Origin of the sequence: Ruminiclostridium hungatei, from assembly GCF_002051585.1 — a bacterium.
Taxonomy (GTDB): domain Bacteria; phylum Bacillota; class Clostridia; order Acetivibrionales; family DSM-1351; genus Ruminiclostridium; species Ruminiclostridium hungatei.
Map to the genome: position 1 here is coordinate 83,111 of NZ_MZGX01000009.1, position 23,415 is coordinate 106,525.

General features: G+C 40.9%; 16 protein-coding genes and 1 pseudogene. 1 reads left to right on the forward strand and 16 read right to left on the reverse strand.

What is annotated here, in order from left to right; all coding sequences use genetic code 11:
* Positions 1-58 precede the first annotated feature (58 nt).
* The 16 genes and pseudogenes from CLHUN_RS08385 to CLHUN_RS08460 all read right to left on the reverse strand — a co-directional run bounded on the left by CLHUN_RS08385 (position 59) and on the right by CLHUN_RS08460 (position 21,149).
* Entirely contained in the window at positions 59-1,615 is a 1,557-nt protein-coding gene (locus tag CLHUN_RS08385; protein WP_080064137.1) for a response regulator transcription factor, read from the reverse strand.
* A gap of 60 nt (positions 1,616-1,675) precedes the next feature.
* Entirely contained in the window at positions 1,676-3,454 is a 1,779-nt protein-coding gene (locus CLHUN_RS08390; protein WP_080064138.1) for a sensor histidine kinase, read from the reverse strand.
* Between the two features lie 11 nt (positions 3,455-3,465).
* On the reverse strand, positions 3,466-4,761 hold the full coding sequence (locus CLHUN_RS08395) for an extracellular solute-binding protein (protein WP_080064139.1): 1,296 nt from the start codon (positions 4,759-4,761) through the stop codon (positions 3,466-3,468).
* Between the two features lie 115 nt (positions 4,762-4,876).
* Positions 4,877-5,710: a carbohydrate ABC transporter permease gene (locus CLHUN_RS08400; RefSeq protein ID WP_080064140.1), complete on the reverse strand. Its 834-nt coding sequence runs from the start codon at positions 5,708-5,710 to the stop codon at positions 4,877-4,879.
* A gap of 3 nt (positions 5,711-5,713) precedes the next feature.
* The gene (locus CLHUN_RS08405) at positions 5,714-6,616 is read right to left on the reverse strand and encodes a carbohydrate ABC transporter permease (RefSeq protein WP_080064141.1); all 903 of its coding nucleotides are present in this window, start codon (positions 6,614-6,616) and stop codon (positions 5,714-5,716) included.
* A 146-nt stretch (positions 6,617-6,762) separates the two neighbouring features.
* Complete coding sequence (locus CLHUN_RS08410) at positions 6,763-8,118, reverse strand: extracellular solute-binding protein (RefSeq protein ID WP_080064142.1); 1,356 nt, start codon at positions 8,116-8,118, stop codon at positions 6,763-6,765.
* Between the two features lie 160 nt (positions 8,119-8,278).
* A complete protein-coding gene (nspC, locus tag CLHUN_RS08415) occupies positions 8,279-9,418 on the reverse strand; it encodes a carboxynorspermidine decarboxylase (protein ID WP_165755711.1) in 1,140 nt (379 codons plus the stop codon).
* 91 nt (positions 9,419-9,509) lie between these two features.
* Positions 9,510-10,709, reverse strand: a complete 1,200-nt coding sequence (locus CLHUN_RS08420) for a saccharopine dehydrogenase family protein (protein ID WP_080064144.1) — start codon at positions 10,707-10,709, stop codon at positions 9,510-9,512.
* A 388-nt stretch (positions 10,710-11,097) separates the two neighbouring features.
* The gene (locus CLHUN_RS08425) at positions 11,098-14,160 is read right to left on the reverse strand and encodes an MMPL family transporter (protein ID WP_080064145.1); all 3,063 of its coding nucleotides are present in this window, start codon (positions 14,158-14,160) and stop codon (positions 11,098-11,100) included.
* Positions 14,161-14,484: 324 nt separating this feature from the next.
* A complete protein-coding gene (locus tag CLHUN_RS08430; protein ID WP_165755708.1) occupies positions 14,485-15,105 on the reverse strand; it encodes a TetR/AcrR family transcriptional regulator in 621 nt (206 codons plus the stop codon).
* Between the two features lie 267 nt (positions 15,106-15,372).
* Positions 15,373-15,465: pseudogene (locus CLHUN_RS08435) on the reverse strand (transposase); the annotation flags it as partial.
* Between the two features lie 332 nt (positions 15,466-15,797).
* Entirely contained in the window at positions 15,798-16,871 is a 1,074-nt protein-coding gene (locus CLHUN_RS08440) for a hypothetical protein (protein WP_080064147.1), read from the reverse strand.
* A gap of 160 nt (positions 16,872-17,031) precedes the next feature.
* Positions 17,032-18,522: a hypothetical protein gene (locus CLHUN_RS08445; protein ID WP_080064148.1), complete on the reverse strand. Its 1,491-nt coding sequence runs from the start codon at positions 18,520-18,522 to the stop codon at positions 17,032-17,034.
* A gap of 39 nt (positions 18,523-18,561) precedes the next feature.
* The gene (locus tag CLHUN_RS08450) at positions 18,562-19,647 is read right to left on the reverse strand and encodes a nucleoid-associated protein (RefSeq protein WP_133051099.1); all 1,086 of its coding nucleotides are present in this window, start codon (positions 19,645-19,647) and stop codon (positions 18,562-18,564) included.
* A gap of 182 nt (positions 19,648-19,829) precedes the next feature.
* Positions 19,830-20,570 carry a 4Fe-4S binding protein gene (locus CLHUN_RS08455; RefSeq protein WP_080064150.1) on the reverse strand — a complete coding sequence of 247 codons (741 nt, stop codon included), beginning with the start codon at positions 20,568-20,570 and terminating at the stop codon, positions 19,830-19,832.
* Between the two features lie 18 nt (positions 20,571-20,588).
* A complete protein-coding gene (locus CLHUN_RS08460; protein WP_080064151.1) occupies positions 20,589-21,149 on the reverse strand; it encodes a PadR family transcriptional regulator in 561 nt (186 codons plus the stop codon).
* A 168-nt stretch (positions 21,150-21,317) separates the two neighbouring features.
* On the opposite strand from CLHUN_RS08460, the gene CLHUN_RS08465 reads away from it, so the two are divergent.
* Positions 21,318-23,180 carry a DNRLRE domain-containing protein gene (locus CLHUN_RS08465; RefSeq protein ID WP_080064152.1) on the forward strand — a complete coding sequence of 621 codons (1,863 nt, stop codon included), beginning with the start codon at positions 21,318-21,320 and terminating at the stop codon, positions 23,178-23,180.
* The last annotated feature ends 235 nt before the right edge of the window (positions 23,181-23,415 follow it).

The window sequence follows — 23,415 nt, forward strand, 5'->3', positions numbered from 1 at the left end:
AAAAAAATACAGGCACGCATTTAATGCGAGCCTGCATATAATATCCGCCGGTTGGTGTCTATTCCGGGTTGTTGAGCTTTTCCCTGAACTCCTTAGGGGAGAGCCCCGTATTCTTTTTAAAGGCCAGAGAAAAATAGTTGGTATCGTGATAACCTATTTTTTCGGCTATCTCGTAGGTTTTAAGCCTTGACGCGCCTAAAAGCTGCTTGGCTTTTTCAATGCGCAGCCTGGTAATATATTCGTTGCAGCCTTCCCCCATCTCTTTTTTGAAAAGCCTGGAGAAATAATTCCGGGCAACATGGAATTGCTCAGCCAGGGTAAATACCGTAAGATCTTCTGTAAGACGCTCGTTGATGTATTTTGTAGCGGCTTCCACAATCTCATGCATCTGCTTTTTATTGGTATACATAAGCTTTGCAATAAACATTTCAGTAAAAACACAGCAATTTTCAAGGTCGTTGCTCTGAAGTGTGGTTATTAAAGTTTCCAGCCGTCCGTCAGCCGGATACCCGGTTGTTTTTAAATACTGCCAGTAAAAGGCTGAAGCCAGCTCATAAAACTTCTGCTCGGCATCCACCTTCTTGCTTCCCGAGTTCTTCACCTCATCGATATACAGCTTCAGATACATTTTTACCGTCTCGGTATCCGGAAAGCTCTCCAGTATCTTATCCTTGTAATAGGGCAGCTTGTCCTTCTGCCTCAGGATTTCCGGATTTGCTCCATCGTCGGCTGCGTTGGGCAGCACCGGCTTATTCTGGCTTGACCCCTCACCTGCCTTGCTGTAGGAGGACTTTATCTTTGAAATATTGGATACCACCGGACCAATGCCTATATCCAGGTCGACATCATACTCCACGTTGACAATTTCCTGCAGCTTTGCAATCTGTTCCTCTGCGCTTTCACCATTATTTTTTATATAGAAAATAACAACAATGTTCCCTTCCCTGTTTTGAAAGGTCCAGCCTGAGTTGTTTGAGTCAATCATGTTAATAAGAATGGTCTTTATGGATATGAGCAAAAGGTTTTTGTGCTGCAGCCATACGCTGTCCCCGGACAAAACGGGAGATATCTGGCAGACCTGATACTGGCAGTTCTCCTCCAGGTTGAGTTCTTCTATCTCCATATCGTCTGAATCAGACATTTTCTCAGTTAACTGCATAAGTGATTTTTCAAAGGCCCTCTGATTTTCAAGCACTCTTTTCCTGTTGAGAATATTGCACTTAAGAGAAGACTGAAGCTCGCTTTTTATGTTCTCCACCTGCAGCTTCACACTGTTTATCAGACTGACCTCATCTACAGGCTTCAGTATGAATTCCTTGACTCCCAGGGAACAGCTTTTCTGGGCATACTTGAAATCATCATATCCGGTGAGTACAAGCACCTTCAGCTTCGGCAGAAATTCCAGCATCAGCCGTGTCATCTCCAGGCCGTCCATTTCAGGCATGCATATGTCCGTCAGAACAATGTCAGGTTTGGTTTCCCGGGCAAGCTCAAGGGCTTCCTGGGCGCAGGAAGCGGTTCTGACCTCCCCGATTTCAAGAGTCTTCCACGGTATCATATTATACAAGCCATTGCGGATTATTACCTCGTCGTCTACTATCAAAACTTTGTACAATATATTTCACCACCTTTTTCTTCAGGTCTGATTTCCATGTCATAGAGAAACAACCAAAAATCACATATTGTTTTCCGCCTGATTCAAATGAAGCCTGACATTTACCGTAACGCCGCCGTACTCATTGCTTTCATAGAACAGGCCATAGGGATTCCCGTAAAAAAGCTTTATCCTTCTGTGAACATTTCTTACGCCATAGCCCACGCCCGAGTCATTATCCTCAAGAGTGCGGTTCAAGCTCTGAATCTGGTCGGGAACCATTCCCACTCCGTTATCTATGACTTTTACTATGAGGTCATCCCCGTCACGTATGGCTGTTATCTTTATAAAGCCCTTTGACTGCTTTACCCTCAGCCCGTGATATATTGAATTTTCCACCAGGGGCTGGAGTGTCATCTTGGGTATCATTACCTCCAAAAATTCTTCAGGAATATCAATATAGCTCTCCATGTTATCCTTGTATCGCATTTCCTGTATTGTCAGGTAGTTTTCCACATGCTGGGATTCACTTTTCATTGGAATGATTGCTTCTCCCCTGCTCAGGCTTATCCTGTAAAAACCCGCCAGCGCCTTAACCATGGTGGATATCTCATGATGTCCGTATAACAGGGCCTGCCAGTGGATGGATTCCAGGGTGTTGTAAAGGAAATGCGGATTTATCTGGGACTGGAGCGCCTTAAATTCAATTTCCTTCAATTGTCTCTGCTCATCATATATCTTCTTCATCAGCACATTAATCTGCTCCACCATCAGGTTAAAACCTTTTGAAACCTGTTCAAAATCATAGCCGTGCTCCGACAGGTTTATGCGGGTGGTCAGATCGCCCTTTGACACCATGGACATCCTGTATATCAGATCGTTAAAGGGCCTCAGCAAATGCCTGCTTATTATCATGGAAATAAAGGAGGCCAGTATGATTGTGATTATGACTATCACCAGAATTGCCAGCAGCATGACATTATTATCCCTCAGCAGATAACTTATGGGAAGGGTGCCCACAACATACCAGTCCCAGTCCTTCATATATTTATAAACTACCAGCTTTCCGCCTATTTCGGCAGAACCGTCATGCTTATCCAATATCTCTTTCAGTTGCGCATCCGTGGATATCCTGGTTTTGTCGGTATGGGACACAATCATGCCCTGCCCGTTCATTATAAAGGTTTCCAGCGGCAATTCCCTTTTACTGTTTGAGTAAAACCTTGCAACAACATCTTCTGCCACCGATATTCCCAGCATTCCTATGGGTCTCTTTATCCTGTATATATCAAATATGGGCTGGTATATTGTAAGGGTATATTTTTTTCTTATAATGGGGTCCTGCCTGAAGCCCACTCTTATAGGGCTTCCGGAAATATCTCTCTTTGAGAGGTAACCTGCCACGTTTGAGAAGTCTGAATCCTGCCCGGCCTTTGTAGGCCCAAGGTACAGTACGTTATTATCCATTGCCTTATAGAGAAATACGTATAGTATGTCCCTCTTTGAACCGATGATATTTGACATGGACCGGTATACATCGTCTACTGTAGCAGAAAAATCCAAATTGTCCTCATCAGGCTTGGACAGGTATTCCTGAAGGCTTCTGTCTGTGACGATGCTGTCAGGAGTACTTTCAATGTTCTGAAGATAGTCCTCAAGGTTTGACGTGTTCTGCTGCAGTTGCAGCATTGTCATATCCTTGGCCTGCTGCTTTATGGAACGGCTGGTGACGGTATATGAAAAGCTGACTACAATCAATACGGTCAGACAAATGGTTATTACAAGATAATAGGTAAGCTTTGATCTGAATGGAATGCTTCGGAATTTATGTTTGGCAAACTGAAATAGCCAGTTCTTCATAATCTCACCCTTTATTGATTATAGTACTGTCGTGTAATCTCTTCCATGGTTCTGGCTGCATGTTCCGGGTCTTCTCCCCCAAATATTTGTCTTGTAACCGTCAAGTGAGCCTCCGAAAGCTTTGGAGGGAGATACTGGTCATACCAGAACTGGACATTGGGGGTCTTTTTAATAGCATCCAATATCTCATTGGTCAGCGGGTCCTTTATGACCACGTCATTGACAGGAGGAATCTTTCCGGCATTTATACGTTTCTGGACCGCAGTATCATCAATGAGATATTGCACCAGCTCAAAGGCCTGGTCGATATATCCGCAGGAACTTGCAACCGAATAGAAATTATCCCCCATTGTACCGATGGTATTGTTTGGATCACCCTTTCCTCCCTCAATGGCAGGGAAAGGAAATACTCCTACATTGTCATAAAACTCCGGGAACTCAAACATGACATTGCTCATGAACCAACTGCCTGTCAAAATCATGGCTGCAGATTCATTGTACAGCAGATTGCGGGCATCCCCGGAATCCTCGTTCTTCCAGTTGAACCCCTGGGGAAAGGCACCCATGTCAACAAGCTGCTGTACCATTTCTCCCGCTTTTATAAATACTTCATTGTCAAAGGAACCGTTATTTTTCCGGTTGGCAGCATTGTCAAAAACGGAAGGGCCGCCCAGCCTGTCAACGAAATACATATAGAACATGGAACCTGTCCAGGCCGTTCTGTTGGCAAGGGCGAACGGTGTATATCCATGTTCTTTCAGTACCTCGATATTTTTTTTGAGCTGGTCAAAGGTTTTGGGTTCCGAGAGATTCAGACTCTTGTAGATATTCTTATTATAGAAAATCATGGCAATACACATGTTTTCCACCGGAACACCCCATATTCCATTGTCAAAAGTTACCATCTCAAGTGCTTTTTTATTGAATCGGGAGCTGTAATCCTTCTTCATATAATTTGAAAGGTTTACTACTCCGCCGATGCTGACATATTCCTTCAATATACTTCCCGACCAGGTGGGGAAGACATCAGGCATCTGATTTGTTGCCACGCATACGGAAAGTCTGTTTTTATACAGGTCGTTGGGAATAAGTTCGTGTACCACTTCAAACCCGCTGTTGCTTTTTTCAAACCTGTTTACCGAATCGGCTATAACCTCATTTACCGCAGAATCCCCCTGTATGCTGTACAAGGTCAACTGCTTCTTCTGAGTTTTCTGTACCGTCATGCCCATTTGCCCGTCGTAGAAACATCCCTGCAGAGGCAAAACTATTATAAGTGCAATAAGAACCAGAAGCAGCTTTCTCACGTTAACCTCCTCTGCATGACAACCATTCTCAAGATACCTGAAAACATCAGATTTGTATTCTTAATTTATATATATCACATTTCTCCTCGTGTAACAACCTAAAAGTTTTCTGGGTCTATCCCTTTACAGCTCCTGCCATCATACCTTTTATCAGCTTATCCTGTCCTATTGCAAAAGCCACTATCATGGGCAGCGCACACAAGGTCAGCACGGCCATAATCATTGGAATATTTGAATTATACTGACCCTGGAACTCCCATATTGACAACGGGAGGGTCCTGCTCTTGGCCGATTGTGTCAATACAAGGGCAAAGCTGAATTCATTCCACATGTTTACCGCATTATATATGGCAAGTGTGGCCAAACCCGGCTTTGACAAGGGTGCAATAATGTGGAAAAAGGTTCTGTATTTTCCACAGCCGTCTATTTCCGCAGATTCCTCAAGCTCCTTTGGAATTTCCGCCATGAAGCTGGTGAGTATGAATACCGATATGGGGAGATTAAAGGCTGTATATGGGCCTATGAGTGCAAAAATGGTGTCGTACAGGTGTATCTTCTGAGTAAGCTGGAACACCGGTATAAGCGTCACATGTATGGGAACTGCCATTGCAGCTACCACAAGTCCGAACAAGGGCTTGTTGAACTTGAACCTGAACCTTGAAAAAGGATATGCCGCGCAAAGTGCGGTTACTAATATAAGTACCAGTGAAACGGCAACTACAAAGGTGCTGTTCATCAAATACTTGTAGAACTGGCTCTTTATTACACCTGCAAAATTGTCAAAGTATATTCCTTTAGGCAGCGCAAAAACACCGGTTGTCAAAATCTCAAACTGCTCCTTAAAGGCTGAGGCCACCATGAAGTAAAATGGAGCTCCTGCTATGACCAGCCACGCCAGGGCCAGTATTGCTACAAATGTTTTTCCTATTGATATTTTTTTCCTAGTCATCCTCTACGCCTCCTCTTTTCCGTTTAAAGCCCTTAAGGTTAACAATGAAATTAAAGTAATTACGATAAACATTCCTGATGCAACTGTTGAACCATAGCCCATTTTCATTGTCTGGAAGGCATTTTTGTACATATATGTAGCCATAAGCTCGGTAGCACCGTTAGGTCCTCCCTGTGTCATAACATATATCAGATCAAAATACTTTAATGAACCCACCAGTGACAGTACGGCCGCACTCTTGATCGAACCCTTCATACAGGGCAGTGCAACTCTCCAGAAATACTGTCCGTGGGTGGCGCCATCAATTACTGAAGCTTCATATATTTCCACCGGCAGTGAACTTAAGGCAGCCAGGAAATAAACCATGTAGAACGGTATAAACTGCCAGCATATAACCATAATTACGGCATATATGGCAATCTTGGGATTGCCCAGCAGATCAACCATGCCCTCTCCGCCCAGCATGGTTGAAACAGCACTGATAAGACCGAACTGGGGATCATAGGTATATTTGAAAAGGAAGCCTACGGCAACGGAAGACATGAGCATGGGAAGGAAATAAACCATCTTGAGGAAATTCAGTTTCTTTCCTCCGCTATCCAGCAGGAATGCCAGTGCCATTGCTATTGGAAGCTGTATAGCTATAGACAGAATAACGATCAGTATATTATTAAGAAAAGACTTGTAAAAAACAACATCGGTCACAAGTGTTTTCCAGTTATCCAAGCCAGAAAATGCCTTATTGGAACTAATACCGTTCCAATCATGAAGACTTAACCAAAAGGAATTAAATATGGGATACAGTATAAAAACCAAAATAAAGAAGAATACCGGAATAAGGAATACAGTTGCTGCAATTGCAGTGCTGCGTTTTCTGTAGCTTAGTAGTGATTTGGTATTTTGCATTGTTTCTCCTCCCCCTCTGAATAGTATGCTTAATTCAGACCGGTTATTTTATGGGAACTAAAATTTGTGTACAAATATAATTGATGGGTATCAGCTTTGTGATACCCAATCAATTATAAATTATATTAAGGAATTACTGATATTTATTACTTACCGAAAGCTTTCTTTGCTGCAGCTTCCATTTCCTTGTTTACATCTTCAGGAGTCTTGGCAAGACCGAATATAGCTTGTGAGGTATCTTTGTGCACCTGAGCAACATCAGCAGGCAGGTACTGGTCGTACCACAACTGAACTGAAGGAGCTTTTTCAACTGCATTCAATACATCCTGGAGCAATGGATCACTAACCTTTACACCCTTTACAGGAGGAACTCTGCCGGCTTCAACACGCTTTTGAACGGCTGTGTCGTCTATAAGGTAAGTAATGGCTTTGAAGGCTCCTGCAACATCCTTGCTGTTTGCAGCAACTGAATAGAAGTTATCTCCTACTGTACCAACAACTGAGTTTGGATCACCCTTTCCGCCGTCAGCAGCCGGGAATGCGAAGGAACCGATCTTCTTCTCGGTAAATTCTTTGTTCTCACCTGCTGCTGTTGAGAGGAACCATGAGCCCATCAGGGTCATAGCAGCTTTTTCGGAATACAGGAGTGTACGTGATTGTCCAGAATCTTCATCAAGTCCGTTGAAGCCCTTGTTGAAGTAGTCTTTCTTAACCCATTCCTGAATCTTGTTTCCAGCCTGGGTAAATGCTTCATTTTCAAAGGAACCTGTACGCTGTGCTGCCGCGTTGAAAGCTTCAGCTCCGCCGAAACGGTCAACCAGGTACATATAGTACATTGAACCGGTCCACTGGGTCTTGTTTGCCAGTGAGAAAGGAATTATACCGTTCTTTTTCAAGGTGTCGCAAACTGCTTCAAGTTCTGTTATTGTCTTTGGAACCTGCAGGTTGAACTTGGCAAACAGATCCTTATTGTAGAAGAACATTGCTACAGCTATGTTTTCTACAGGTACTGCCCATATTTTATCCTTGTAGGTAGCCTGATTTACAGCCGCCGGCAAGAAACGGTCCTTGTAGTTGTTCTCGCCCATGTAGGTTGTCAAATCAGCTATTTTCTGTGAATCAATATATGTATTCATTGGTCCGCCTGACCAGTGCGGGAATATGTCAGGCATCTGATCGGAACTTGCAGCAATTGCAATTTTCGTTTTGAAAGCATCATTCTGCATTGGTGAAACTTCAACAGTGTAATTTGGATTGTCCTTTGTGAAACGGTCCATACTGTCCTTGATGATTGTTGGCATAGGTTCTGTAGTCTGTATATGCCAAAGTGTGAGTTTTACAGGTTCACCGGCTGGCGCTGATGAATCTGCGGCTGTTGATGACGGAGCCGCACCTGTTGAGGATGAAGAGTCTGATGGTTTTGCAGAACCGCAGGCTGCAATGGACAATGTCATGGCAATTGCCAAACCGGCAGCCAGGGCCTTACTAATAGCTTTTTTCATTTATTCATGACCTCCTTTAATATTTATGTACTAATAATAGCATCAAAGGACCATCAAATTAATTTATAAAACTTACCTCTTCATATAATTTTGTGACATAAAAAAACCTAACTTGTTTGTTAGGTTTATACAAAATTTACTATGGAATTATGAACAATATTTACGATAATCTCGTCTCAAAGTCGCTATAATGGAACTTCTTTATAACTTTTATACCCTCTTTTTCATTATATAGAGCAATGGACGGAAGATTGACACCGTTAAAGGTGTTGTTTTTCACCATTGTATAGTGGGCCATATCGCAGAATATCAGCCTGTCACCCGGAACAAGCGGCTTCTGGAAGGAATAGTCTCCAATTATATCCCCCGCCAGGCAGGTATGCCCTCCCAGCCTGTAAGTATACCTGTTCTCCGAAGGCCTGCCTGCCCCTACTATATCGGGCCTATAAGGCATTTCCATCACATCAGGCATATGGCATGCCGCCGACGTGTCCAGAATGGCGATATTCATTCCATTTTCCACAATATCAAGCACACCTGCAACAAGATACCCGGTATTAAGTGCCACAGCCTCTCCCGGTTCAAGATAAACCTCAATCCCGTACTTATCCTGAAAATAGCTGATTGTACGGACAAGTGTCTCTATATCGTAGTCCTGCCTTGTAATATGATGTCCGCCGCCGAAATTCAGCCACTTCATCTTCTTTATGAATTCACCAAATTTTTCGTCTGCCACCCTGGCAGTGCGCTCAAGGGTGTCGGAATTTTGCTCACACATGGTATGAAAGTGAAGTCCGTCTATGCCGTCCAGCTCCTCCGGCTTGAAATTGCTGCGGGTGACTCCCAGCCTGGAGTAGTTGGAGCACGGGTCATATATGGCATGTTCCTGCTCTGAATACTCCGGGTTTATGCGGATTCCGCATTCTATCTTCTTGCCGGGATGGCTTTTTACCCTGGACTTATACCTGTTCCACTGCGCAAAGGAGTTAAAAACTATATGGTCGGAATATTTGAGCAGTTCCTCAAACTCCTCCTCAATATACGCAGGAGCATATACATGAACTTCCTTTCCCATCTTTTCATAACCCAGCCTGGCCTCAAAAAGCGAGCTGGAGGTAACCCCCTTGAGATATTTTCCGATGAGGGGGTAAACAGCGTGCATGGAAAAGCCCTTTTGCGCCAGAAGTATCTTGCAGTCTGTCCTCTTTTGAACAGAATCAAGTATCTCAAGATTTCTCACCAGCAGTCTCTCATCAACAAGATAACAGGGTGTAGGCAATTTGCTTATGTCTATATCCACAAGTATCACCGGCCTCTCCGGCTCACATAATATATTTGAATAAAACACGAACCTACCGTGAGCCGGGTAAGACATGCAGACAATTTACTTATTAATCCAGCAGTGTTGGGGAAAAATCTTCCTTCCAGGGGAGTCCGTATTTGTTGAGAGCCTCCATAAACGGATCGGGATCAAATTCCTCCACGTTAAATACTCCGGGCTTCATCCACAGTCCCTTCAGCATCATCATGGCACCGATCATGGCCGGTACTCCCGTAGTGTAGGAAATGGCCTGGGAACCCACCTCCGCATAGCATTCCTCGTGAACACAAACATTGTATACATAGTAGGTTCTCGGTTTTCCATCCTTTACACCCTGTATGATGCAGCCAATGTTGGTCTTGCCCTTGGTTCTGGGGCCCAGTGACGCCGGGTCCGGCAAAACCGCCTTAAGGAACTGAAGGGGTATGATTTTCTTGCCTTCAAATTCGATAGGCTCGATAGAGGTCATGCCCACATTCTCCAGAACTCTTAAATGAGTAAGATACTTTTCAGAGAAGGTCATCCAGAATCTGATTCTTTTTATACCCTTTATATTTACAGCCAGTGATTCTATTTCCTCATGGTGAAGCAGGTAGATATCCTTTTGGCCTATTTCAGGCAGATCATATACTTTTTTCAGTTCCAGCGGCTCGGTTTCAACCCACCCGCCGTTTTCCCAATAGCTTCCGGGGGCTGTAATCTCACGGATATTGATTTCAGGATTGAAGTTTGTGGCAAAGGGATAGCCGTGGTCCCCCGCATTTGCATCAACTATGTCAATATAGTGTATCTCATCAAAATAATGTTTCTGAGCATATGCGCAGAAAACACTTGTTACTCCGGGATCAAAACCGCTGCCCAGCAATGCCATGATTCCAGCCTTTTCAAATCTTTCCCTGTATGCCCACTGCCATTTATATTCAAACTTTGGTATTTCAGGAGGTTCATAATTGGCAGTATCCAGGTAATGCACTCCTGTGGCAAGACACGCATCCATTATTGTAAGGTCCTGATAAGGCAGTGCAACATTTATAACAATATCAGGCTTGAATTTATTTATAAGCTCAATCAGCATTTCCGTATTGTCAGCGTCAACCTGGGCAGTCTGGATTCTGGTTTTTCCTCCATCCAGCTTGGCTTTTATGGCCTCACATTTTTCAACAGTCCTGCTTGCTATACATATCTCTTCAAATATGTCCGGGTTCTGGCAGCACTTATGGATTACAACACTTGCAACGCCGCCTGCGCCAATAATTAAAGCCTTTCCCATATTAACCTCCATTCCGCTGCGCCGCAGCAATATAACCAAGTAATTAAAAACTGCATCAAAATATTTTCGCCGGCTTGAACTGCAGCCGGTCAATAAATACAAGCGTGATTATACAAAAAATACTTCAAAAAATCAATAAAAATGAAAAATATTCTTGATTACAGGTGTCATAAAGCCAAAATCTTTAAATTCCTCAATATTTCACATAAGTTTACAACCTTTTTTGGATTTATTATGCTTAAGTCCTACTTTATTTATACATTTCGTGTTTTCCATTCCAGGCCGGATTTATTCCCGCCAGCCAAGAAAAGGCCTGTAAAATGGCAGTCACCATTTTGCTGGCCTTTTCTCCGTGCAGAAGCTTTATATGCAGCAATACTGCCTTGTACTACATTGTTTTGAAGTATCTTGAATATTTCCTCACCAGTTTATCCTCTATGGAGATAAATGAGGGGATTACAAGAGGCAAGAGTATTACACTCAGCAGGAATACTCCCACGCACACGCATACCGCCATTTCAACCAGTGTCTTTATTCCTGACGGAGCCAATGTTGCAAAAGTACCTCCAAGAATCAGAGCGGCGGACAGCACCACCCCTCCTACATTGGCAGAGGCCTTAATAATTGCTTCCTTCGGCCCCAGTTCTCCATATTCCCTGTAACGGGTCATGAGGAATATGCTGTAATCCACTCCGAGAGCCACTATTATTACAAAACCGAAGAACGGCACGTTCCATGCAAGCTGGTCGGTGTTCAGGAAGGCTTTTGCAAAAAGGCTGGTAACGGATATTGCAGAATAGAAGGACAATACCAGTGAACCGATAATATAAACCGGAATCCAGAAGGATTTTATTATAAATACCAGAACGATAAAAATTCCTGTGAGGACCATGAACTGAGCAAGTCTCATATCGCTCACGGCCACGTCCTGAATATCATTTGTCACAGCCGTCTCACCGCCTGTGGCAAACTCCGCTCCGGAAAGTGCTGTTCCCTTGAGCATGTCGGGAAGCTGTCTGCTGATTTCCCGGACAGAGGCTATGGCCTCATCAGAGTAAGGATCGTCTTCCAATATCACTGTCAGTTTTAAGGTCTTGCGATCCTTTGACATATATGCGTCCAGGGCTTTTTGGAAATCACTGTTTTCAAAAGCCTCCCTGGGAATATTTACAGTTTTGTCTGAAGCTAGCCGGGACAAAAATTCATTGGATTTGTCTATGCCCTCTGAAATCCGGCTCAGTCCATCGCCGCTGTCTCCCAATCCGTTTTTAAGTTGTTCGAAGGAACTTCCCAGTGTGGACAGACCTGCTGTCATCTGCTTTTGTCCGTTTGTAATTTCTCCCAGGCCGCTGGTCATTTTTTGCATGTTCTCCGCAATCGCCCCCTGTCCGGCACCGGTTTGCTTCAACCCCTCTGCCAGTCCTCTCTGTCCCTGCGAAAGCTGTTCAAGTCCTGCTATTGTTTGTTTGAGACCCTCATCCAGTTGTTTCAGGCCACCTCCGGTTTGGAGTACTGCTTTTGCGTATTCGGCATTTAAGAGCTTAAACCCCTCTGTGATTTGCTTAAGTCCCGAATTCAACTGTACAACCTGCTCCCTGACGCCCTTTAGGGCAGGCTCACTGCCGGAAGCCTGACCTAAAGCCTGATTGATGCCTTCCGACAACTGCACCAGCATTTCAAGGCTGCTTTCCACCTCAGAATATTTTGCGCCGAAAGTGTTGAAACCTCCTTCAAACTCGGTAAATTCACCTGTCAGCGCATTTAAACCGGCTTCAATTGTTTCCAGTCCCGTCTTTACTTCAGTAATTTTTTCTGCTATTGTGCCAGCCCCCGCAGCACCTTTTTCTATTCCTGTCCTTATCTGGTTGATACCGTCTGTAAGGCTCTTCATGCCCCCCTGAATTTCAGAGGTTCCGTCCACCAGCTTTGAGACCTGGGATAAGTCCGGCGGGGTAAGCTTTTCCTGAATAGTTGAAAGCCCTTCACCAATCCTGCCTATTCCGTCATCCGCCTGTTCAAGCCCTCCAACTACCTTTCCGATCTGGGTTCCGGTATAATAGTCGGCTATTTCATCTCCCAAAGGCTGAGTGGGGCCCTGGACTGCCGAAACACTCTCTATTTTCTTAATTTTATTGGTTATTGTATCAATTATTGCCAGGCTTTCACTTGTATCCATGGGTTCCTTATTCTTTATTACCACTGCAGCAGGCATGGTAGTGCCTTTGCTGAAATGCCGGGCTACGGTGTCGAAACCTGCCACGGAAGGTGAATCCCCTCCCATGTCCTTGAGATTGTCAAAGGATAGCTTATAAGAGCCTGCAATAAGCATGGGAACTACTAAGAGCAGTATTGCCAGCATGGCAATATAGGGCTTCTTCATGGAAAAACCGGAGGCTGCTTCCCATACCCTGCTGGGCTTGTGACCGCCATTTCCTTTGGAAGGCCAGAACAGCCGGCCGCCCAGCAGCTTGAACAATGCAGGTGTAAGGGTTAAAAGCAGTGCAACCAATACTACAATACCCACTGCCACGGCAACGCTTGAACGGTAAACTCCAAACTTGACAAAGCTAAGCGACAAAAAGGCGAAGAAAACAGTTATGGAGCTGTACACAACTGTCTTTCCGGCAGTTTTGTAGGTTGCTGCAATAGCATCGTCTATGTTCCGGTGCTTCAGCAGTTCTTCCTTGAAACGGTTATACAGCAGTATGTTGTAGTCTGTTCCTATTCCGAACAGGATAAGTATGATAAACATCTGAGTAAGGCTGGTTACAGGAAACCCCAGCTTCTCTATCATCTGTCCTACTATTCCCATTGATACCAGGTATGCTATGCCTACGGTAAAAAGGGATATGAGTGGTGTCAGCACCGACCTGAACATGATAATAAGTACTATCAGTATAAATGCCACAGTAATGGCAGCACTCTTTTCCACTCCCTCATTGGTGACCTTGAGAAAATCATTTGCAATAAAGGCACCGCCCGTTATATAATGCTCTGTCTCGCAAGCTGTAAGCTGTGCCTCCAGAGCATCCGCAATCTCCTGTATATCCCTGCCGTTTTTCTCATAGGTAAACTGGGCAAGCATTGTTGTTCCGTCCTTGGAAATCATCCGGCTACTGGCGCCGGGAGCCTCAAAAACGTCCAATACTCCCGTGATTCCCAGTTCCTCCCGGTTATCCTTAAGCTTGCGCAAAACGCCTTCTATATTTTTCATATTGGCTTCCGACAGTTTATCTTTATGGTAAAACACAAATATACCCGACTCGCCTTTTGTCTCCGACATTCCATCCAGCATTTCCTGAGCCGCCTGGGAAGGATAGCTTTTGGCTATGGTCGCATTTCCCCTGTCGTTTATTATGTAGTTCAGATTGGGCATAAAAATGGTCAGGCATATTGCAGCTATTATCCATAGGGCAATTACAGCCCACTTGAATTTAATTATATTTTTCATCTCATCTCCGATCTACGCGCATAGCGCGTACACAAATAGTAATGAAAGACACGCAGTGGCTTTCGCCGCGTGAAATCCACTTTGACTTACCACATGTATCTTTCACGCTATCACTCCTTGTCATAATAAAATACTGTGTATACGGTAAAAAACTTGTAATCCTTTCTTTTCACTCTCCTTCCTGCTATGCTCTACGGCGTGGAAGCATTTCAAGTGAACACACGTTCATTATAAGGCCGCAGATTCCCCTTATTTTCATATGAAAATAAATGTACAAGCCAGTGAACGGTCGTTCATTATCGAGGTAAAAAAAAGCCAAAATGGCTAAAGGCGCTTTTCCAGACCGTCGAAGAACAAAGTTATAAATCTGTCTATCAAAAGCCTGATCTGAGACCCCGCCTCATATTTTCTCAATATGATGCAGATGCTTTCAATGAAGGAAGAGGAAAAAATGTACGTCACATCCTCCTTAAGCGCCTGGGAGTCCTTGTTTTTCATATATGGCAGAAACTTTTTTTTAAGTATTTTATCCAACAGCAGTATTAATGCCTGCTTGGCGTTTTCGTACCTGGTGCCTGCACTTTTATCCATGATTATCAATAATTCCGTGTAATGCTCCTCACAGATTTCCAAAAGCTTTTCCTGTATCTTGCTGATTTCCGCTATGTCGGAAGCAGCAGCGGCACCTGCTTCCATGTTATTTTCCTCATCTGCGATGAGATTGTCTATATGGTGTATGAATGCAATATAGCTTTCGTATACCGGTCCAACAATTGCATTGAATAATGCGTCCTTGTTCTCAAAATACCTGTATACATTTCCAAGGGATACGCCCGCACTGGACGCAATCTGCCTCATTGAAGCACCGGAATAGCCCTGTTCCCTAAATTTTATTACAGCCGAAGCAAGTATCTTTTCTTTAACTTCCTCTTTCAGGTAAGGCATAATGAACCTCCGTTCGCTGTAATTAATTTTACTACCCCGGTACCCCGTTGTAAAGTTAAAAATATGGAGTGTCGCAAAACTACTAAAAAGTAGTAATCGGAATTCCCTTTCCATTATCAATAAATAATTATTAAAAATTTGTCGATTCTATTGATTTTTAATCTTATAGCAGTTTTTACGTACACTTAAATAAGCAAATTTTGATTGTTATTTCTAAGCTGTTTTTACTTCATGAAGTTCTTTGCCACATCTATTATTTTGAATTTTTCAATATAATTTATTTATGTTATAGCCTAAACAAAGCAGGATAAATTCAGTTTTTACACTGGTTTTTCCTCGTATTAAAAATCGGCTGAAATTTCTCGCAATCTCGTATATCCCGGAATACAACACCTATAGGCCATATACGTCATTTGGTGGACTATGTCTATATCAAATATATACATGCAATACTATTACTGTTGCCTAAATAAAAACACAAAGGAGATTAACTTGCAAATTCTTATTTCGTGTCTTGACTTTGTGGAGCATTATACCCCCACCCCTTTCATCTGCATAAATTCGAATGAGTATACAGAGTCCGTAGAGGGTCTAAATTTGTGGTTTATGGACGGGAAAAGCACAAAAGTCTTGACACAGACCCTTTGTCTTGATGTCTATTAAATTATCTATGTATCTGTTTAGTTCAATCTTCAATTAATAATGTTGCTCCATTCATTTGCTTCTATGTCCTCATAGAATAGAATCGAAAATATTACTGTTAAGATATAATAAAGACAATTACCTATATCAATATCAATTTCAACCTTTGATCCATGACCAATTGTATTTCTAATTTTTTCTATGTCTTTTATTTTTGAAATGAACGTAAACATTTTTTCAAATTTAGGATTATTACCCTTAATCCCCATTTCTTTTAGTGCATCCCTTAGTTTCTCATCAATGATTTTTCTTGTATCTCTACCAAAAAGCTTAATTTTATCTTTCAGATACCCCTCTGCCTCGCTTACATCTCCATCCATATCTTCTAAAATACTGTTTTTAAATAAATCAATATTATAACTGTAATTTTCAACATAGTAATCAAATACCGTTTTATTTAATAACTCAATAAAATTATCAAAAGCAGCAAAGAAATTGAATAAAGCCATTTTTTTATTTTTATATTCTACGTTTATACATCCTTCGATAAGGTACTCTATCCATGAAGGCACATTTTCATTTTTCAAAAGCCCATATGCAGTAAACTCGATAAATTTGTCTAAAAAATCATCAAACAAGATAAAATCATCAACTTCTCTTGTTAAACTTACTTTACCTTTAAAATATATCTCACCACTTAAATAATTTATTCTATCAATTTTTATGACAATATCCAGATTGTGTGTTACATCTATCCCTTCTTCATGAAAAACAGTTATTTCTGGAGAACTTATTTTTGATATTGCAGAAAAATCCTCTATTTGTATGCACTCGGTAAAAGGAAATTCGAATTTTTCTCTAAAATCCTGTGAATCTATATTTAACGATACTTCTTCATGGTAAGCTTTTTCTTTAATATATGGTACTATCTGAGATAGAAGTCGTAAAGGATTACCATCTAAAATTCTCACAATCATATCTTTTTTTGTTAGTGAGAATTGTTCTTGGAAATTTCTATCTATTAAGTTAAAACTAGTTTCTTGTTGTTCCATCATTCGGGTTACTTTGTCTATAATATCTTCTCTTATTATTTCTTTTAACTCTGTCATAGCATCATTACTCATAGTTATCCTCCAAGTTTTTACTTAAATCTATTCGGCATACATTTCTTATATCCATCCAAATATTATTCATAATTTTCTATAAAATTATATAATTATTTAACCTACATCTTTATTTCAGATATCATAAAAAAAGATCTCTGTTATCAGAGCCTCTCACAAATCAATTAAATATATTAAATTTGAAGAGTAAAGGATTACTACCGCTAATAGAATCTAAAGCTAAAAATAAAGCTACTACCATACCCAACCAAAAAAACGAAATTAAAATAAGATTATTCCTAAACCTATCTTTATTTGGCTTGAGAGACTTATCTTTCTCAATGATCGTTTGTACTTCAATAGTGTCTAAAATGTCATTATAGCTATCTTTCAAGCTATCAGTACTTTTATTCATCATTCGATATTTTGAAATAATCTCATATAAAGAAATTAACCAATATATTATAGAACCAGCCAAAATGCACGACGTTATTGTAGTAATCTCAGGCGTAAAAATATCTTTTAGTCTCAACTTGGCAAAACTACTGGATACCATAAGTGTTACAAAATAAGAAAAGAAAGCAAAGAAGTTCTTTTTAAAATCACTACTGAAGCTACTAATCGCTTTTGTAACTTCTTGAATATTAGACTGCACAAATGCAGTTATATCCTTCTTTACATTAAGATAATTATTTACATTTTCCTTAAGATAAAGCCCATAGTTTGCGTTTATTGATGCAAAGGTTTTCTCGTCCAATTCTAGAATACTTGAATATTTGCAATGAAGAGTCATAATATTTCTGGCTAATTGAGACTTGTCATGAACATTTCCTCCATTATAAAGCCACTTATACGTTTCATATAATACATTTTGATTTTCTTTAAAAGTATATGTGCTTAATGGAATTTTATAATCAATCGTTTTATAGCCCTTTATAGTGATATTAATATTATCGCCATCAAAATCTGCTATATCAGATATATAGATTAAAGATAGAAATATCTTTATATCCCTAAATAGCCTTAAAATATTAGAATTAACATTGCTTGAAACAACTACATTAAAATCGTCAGGGATAATATCGTATTGACTGTGGTTATAGAAGTTACAAATTCTTCGGCTATTAGAAATAATATCGTGACGGTTTACATCATTATAATAAGCCGTTTCGCTATCAGGTTTTGAAAAGCTTATTGTATTAGTTGCTAATAAACCGTCAAAATCATAACAAATGAATCTTATATTTTCTTCGCCTGACTTAAACATTCCACTGAAGATTTGCATTACTTCTTTATGGCTTTTTGACAACAACCATTCATTAAACTTATTTATACAATATATTGAACAATAATTCTTATTTGTTTTCTGTATAGTTATAGATATTTCAATTACTTCATAAAGAAATGTCTCGTGTAAATCTTCTATACTCTTTCTTATATCTGGTTCTTCAGTTGCTGCTTCATTTGATATTGTAATAACTTCGTCAACAGTAAATCTTATTCGTACATCTATTCTATCCTTACTTGGAAACTTATATAAGCACTTATAAATTTGACTAATTTCCAAGCCGTTATAATTAGTTAATATTTGGACGGTTGTTTGGGCTATACTATCATAAATATCATAATGATTAGGCGTAAATATTTTGATTAATTCATCTAATATACTCATAAATATTCACCCCCTCCCTTAAAAAATATATCTCTTACATTAAGTTCTATGCCTGTTTACAGGCTTAAAGGTTTTGTATGCCTCTTCATCATTAGTATATATCTTAACATATTTCTTACCACTTTCATCTCCAGCCGTAATAATATTACTAGTATTAATAATGGCGTTCTTAATGATTAAATCAATATCATCTGTTAGCGAGAAAGTTTTCTTTATTATTCTCGCACCTATTGCAGTATTAACACAGTTAAATCGTCTATCAAATTTATTTGCATCAGGTAACTTCTCTAACACCGTTATCATTGAGTTTTTTGTTGTATCAGAAATTTCCTGACATGGATAATCGCGAAAAACAGTATCAACCATTGTCTCATAATCCATTTGGGGCGTTCTTCTCATATATCCAATCAAGTTATTTCTTAACATGAAGTAATCATGGTTACTTTCTTTAAATACCTTTTTCCGTAATACATTTTCAACAGACCTGAATAAAGTTTTAGTATTTTGTTCATCTTTTCTTATCGGGTCAAATTCTAAAAAATCATCATGCCAATATGTAGCAGGATTATCTAAAAACACTTTAATATCACCAATATGAACGTTATTATTTTCATCGACTAAAACATGAATCAAACATGATTTCCAAAGACTAACCTTTTCAACTTGAAAACCTCTTTTAAGATTATAACTTTCTTCATCAATATATGCATTGTGCTCGACTTTTGTCATCATGTACAAATATTCAAAATCATGAGTTTCTTCATCTTCACTTCTTATTATCGCTTGAAGCAAACTACCTTTTTTTATGTTCCTACCCATTTGTTCAATTTGTTCTTGTTTACTAACTTCTTTATCCAATAATCTTTTTGCAATAGATTTTATATTCGCAGCCACATCTTCCATATTGTCATTGGAAATTAAAATATTCGTTGAACTTAAGACCAAACTAATTACCTGTGTTGAAACATCTCTAACTTTAAAGTACTGAAGATTCACATTACCGCTTATCTCAGTGACTAGCTTAGTTACATAATCATTAAATTCATCTGTAATGGGCTTTCTAATAATACTTTTGGTGGTATAGTCAATCAAATAAACATCTTTGAATAAAACACTAACACTCATTTGCATATTCCTTTCTCTATTATAAAATAATTACATAATATGGAATAATTCTACATGATAACTTGAATTCCTCCCAATCATTAATTAATTATTTAATAAACAATAATTTTTGACTACTACAATGTTTTAATCTCGCAAATAGATAAAAATGGGTAAACTGTGCCCTTGACAACGGGTACAGTTTACCCATTTTTATCCTTACTGTGTCCAAAACCAAAATAAATGGCCTTTTTGCCGCAGATGTCGCTGCAGCTTCCGCACAGTATGCACTCGTCGTCATTCATATTCCCGCTGCTCACCATATGGCTTACGTTCAGACCCATGGGGCAGCTTTTGTCGCAGGCTTTGCAGCCAATGCACTCATGGCTGCTGCCCTCCAGGTGAAGCGAGGGATATTTCAGCTTATTCTTTATCCTGCTGCCTGCTATGACAAATGGCGCAATCCAGCAAACCGTATGACAGTGTGCCCGCCTTCCAAGTCTGAGAGAAATGGCTATGACAAATATCACCACAGGCAGATATACAAAGTAACCGTATACACTGTTTACAGAAATGCCATAATCAGTGAGGTAGGCAGGACTTAGCCTCTTTATGCCTCCTGCGGTAATAAACCCTGCAGCTATTGATATTATCCACGGTATCCATATTATGTACTTTATAATATTGTGCTTGCGGCTCACCTGCCTGGAATTTATTTTGGAGCAGCAATCCTGCAGGCTGCCCGCAGGACAAAGCCAGCCGCAGAAAGCCCTTCCAAGGAAAAGTGACATCAGGAACAAACCTGCAAAAAGCAGAAAGCTCCCTGAGGCTATGCCTTGAAAGCTGCCTGAAACGATCAGGTATGGGGATAGATAATTGATTGTTACCGGAAACAGCACCAGTGAGAACAGTAGAATAATGTTTCGTATGTTTTGTCGTTTCATGATTAAAGCCTTCCTTTATTATTTTTTATTGCCATACTTGTCTTCAAGAATTGCCAGGGCTTCATCAGCCCACTCAATGTATGCGGCGTAGATGTGTTTTCCAAACAATACCGTCAGATAATAAAACAGGTGGTCCTCCTCCCGGTCCATGACCTGCTGAAGATTCCGGCCGTATTGCTCCATCATTTCCATATTCTTTACATGCCTTTCCTTAAAGGCTTGCAGCCTGTGGGTATTTTCCTCAAAGGAGGCCAGCTTTCCGAAAAACAACTTGACCAGAATTTCATATTTGGTATACTCCTTCTGCTCAGGTACGCTCATCCATTTCCTTAATTCCTCTTTTCCCCCGCTGGTAATGGAATAAAGATTTTTCTCAGGGCCGCCGGAGGACCGGCTTATTCTTTTTTCCACAAGACCTTCAGCTTCAAGTCTGGCCAAAGTGGGATATATCTGCCCGTAACCGGCCTCCCAGAAGTAACTTATCATGCTGTCAATTCTTTTTTTTATGTCGTACCCGCTCAAATCCTCATGGTTCAGAAGGCCTAGAATTATATAAACCGTTGTATTTTCCTTGGGCATTTTATACCTCCGCTATATCACTTGATTTAACACAAGTATATCAAGTTGATATAGTTATGTCAATGCTTTTATATTTTGTCAGGCCTTTGTAACACTATTTTGAAAATATAAATATTATGTTAAGTAGGTATCTATTACATTATCTTATTATGAAAGAGGGAGTAAACAATGCCACCTGTAGTTCTTACCGTCGCTCAGAATTCTTTTGTCTCGTCAGAACAACCCCAGGATAATTTTTCATATCAGCCGCTGCTTTATACCGGTAAAGATGAAGCCTTCGGAAACTGCATAAGCTTACTTAAATTTGACTTTACAGCCGTTGCAACCAACGCTGTAGACAGTGCTTTTCTTCAACTGACCGTGATTTTAAAATCGGAGCAGAACGCCAGTACAATCGTTGTGGGCAGGGTAACAGAATCCTTTGATTCCGCCTATGTAACCTACGAGAACATGCCTGCTGCAACACCTGTCCCGTCTGAATGCAAAGTTACCTCCGAAGATTTATATAAAACAGTACAAATAGATATAACACAGCTTGTAAACGATTGGCTGGGAGGTGTCCACGTAAATTACGGGCTGGCATTAACCAATCCTGACGAAGTTTCACTGGTTCAGTTCGGAAGTGACAATATAAGCTGGAAGCCGTATTTCCCAAAGCTTGTTTTAAACTATGACAGAGCTGTATACAAAGAGGAAGTCAAAGCCTACGGTTATGCTTATCATACCGGGAATACCCGTATTTCTCCGTCGGAAAGCATTCCTTTCAATACAAGCGGTTTATTAAGCAGAGTTACCCACAACCCTGACAGCGGCACACTGACAATAGAGGATTCCGGTACTTATGCGGTTTGGTTTACTGTAAACGGGAACATGGCCAATCAATTCGCCCTGTATGCAAACAACAGTCTTATTCCCGGTACGACTTATGAAATCGGCTCTGAAGCGGCAAATACCGGAATGTCCATAGTAAATTTAAAATCCGGCGATGAACTTACGCTTAAAAATCGCAGCCGTATGGAAATAATTGAGCTGACTAACTGGCTGGAAGGTACCAAAGGCAATATTTCCGCCTCCATACTTATTTTGAAGATAGACGCTGTTCAGGAAGATCAGGCTGAACCGCTGCTGGCAGTCAATGAAGCAGCCTCTGAAGTTGAAATGAGGATCGCACTTACCGCATATGGTTTAAATGTGGACCTTGCAGACTTTGATGCTGTTTCCGGGAACCAGCAGTCCCAGGTTCTCAATGAACTGATACAGAACCGCCCTGAAAAAGGCTACGCCGGCACCGCTGAAATTCAGGCAGTTCTGGATAATGCCATTGAATTCTCCCTGGATTATTTAAATATATATGTTGAGGCAGATGCCGAAAAAGGAGCGGGCAATTCCTTCCATCCTGTCGGAACTGTGGAGGAAGCAATATCGCTTGTGGAAACAGGAGGAACAATCCACCTGTCAGGAGACTTTTATACAATAGGTTCACTGAATATCGATAAAGAGGGTATAACTTTGCTGGGCGAGGAAAATCCTCATATTTCATCTTCTGCCGGCTTCATACCTGTAATCTTGAATGCGCCCGGAATAACTCTCAATGGAATTTCCATAACAAATACGGGAATTTCAACCGAACTGGTCAGAATTATGTCCAGTGATGCCAGGATTGTAAACTGCAACCTGACAGGTCCGGGAAAGCCCCGCTCTTCCAAGCTGCTGGCAGGAATCTCCGCCGCTGGAGAGAGTGCGGAGAATTTTGTCATTGAAAACAACAGGATCAGCTCTCTGGATACGGGAATCCACCTTATGGAGCTGTCAGAGGGAATATTGGCCGGAAACAATATATCAGACACCAGATGCGGGATATATGTGGACGGTGCTTTTTCACAGATGGCTGAAAACAACTGGCTGGGACTTCCCAACGATACGGATATTAAAATTACACGCCGTACGGGGCCTGGAGCACCCTATGAGGATATTGAGGAAATTTCTGAAAACAATAACAATGCAGTTGTGGTTGATGAAAGAACACTGTGATATTATGTGATATTAAAGGAAAATGCCCCAGGTCAATTGCTCTCGGCCGGAAGGCGAAGGCTGTGAACCGTAATTGACTTTGGTAACCCGAACCCTGGCTGATAGGAATATACCTGTCATACCAGCCGGAATAAAAGGGGGATGCACCAGATTAAAAAATACGGTGCATCCCCTTTAACCTCAGTTTTAAGAGTTAATATCTTTTCAGTCACTCATTTACATAGCATTACTATGC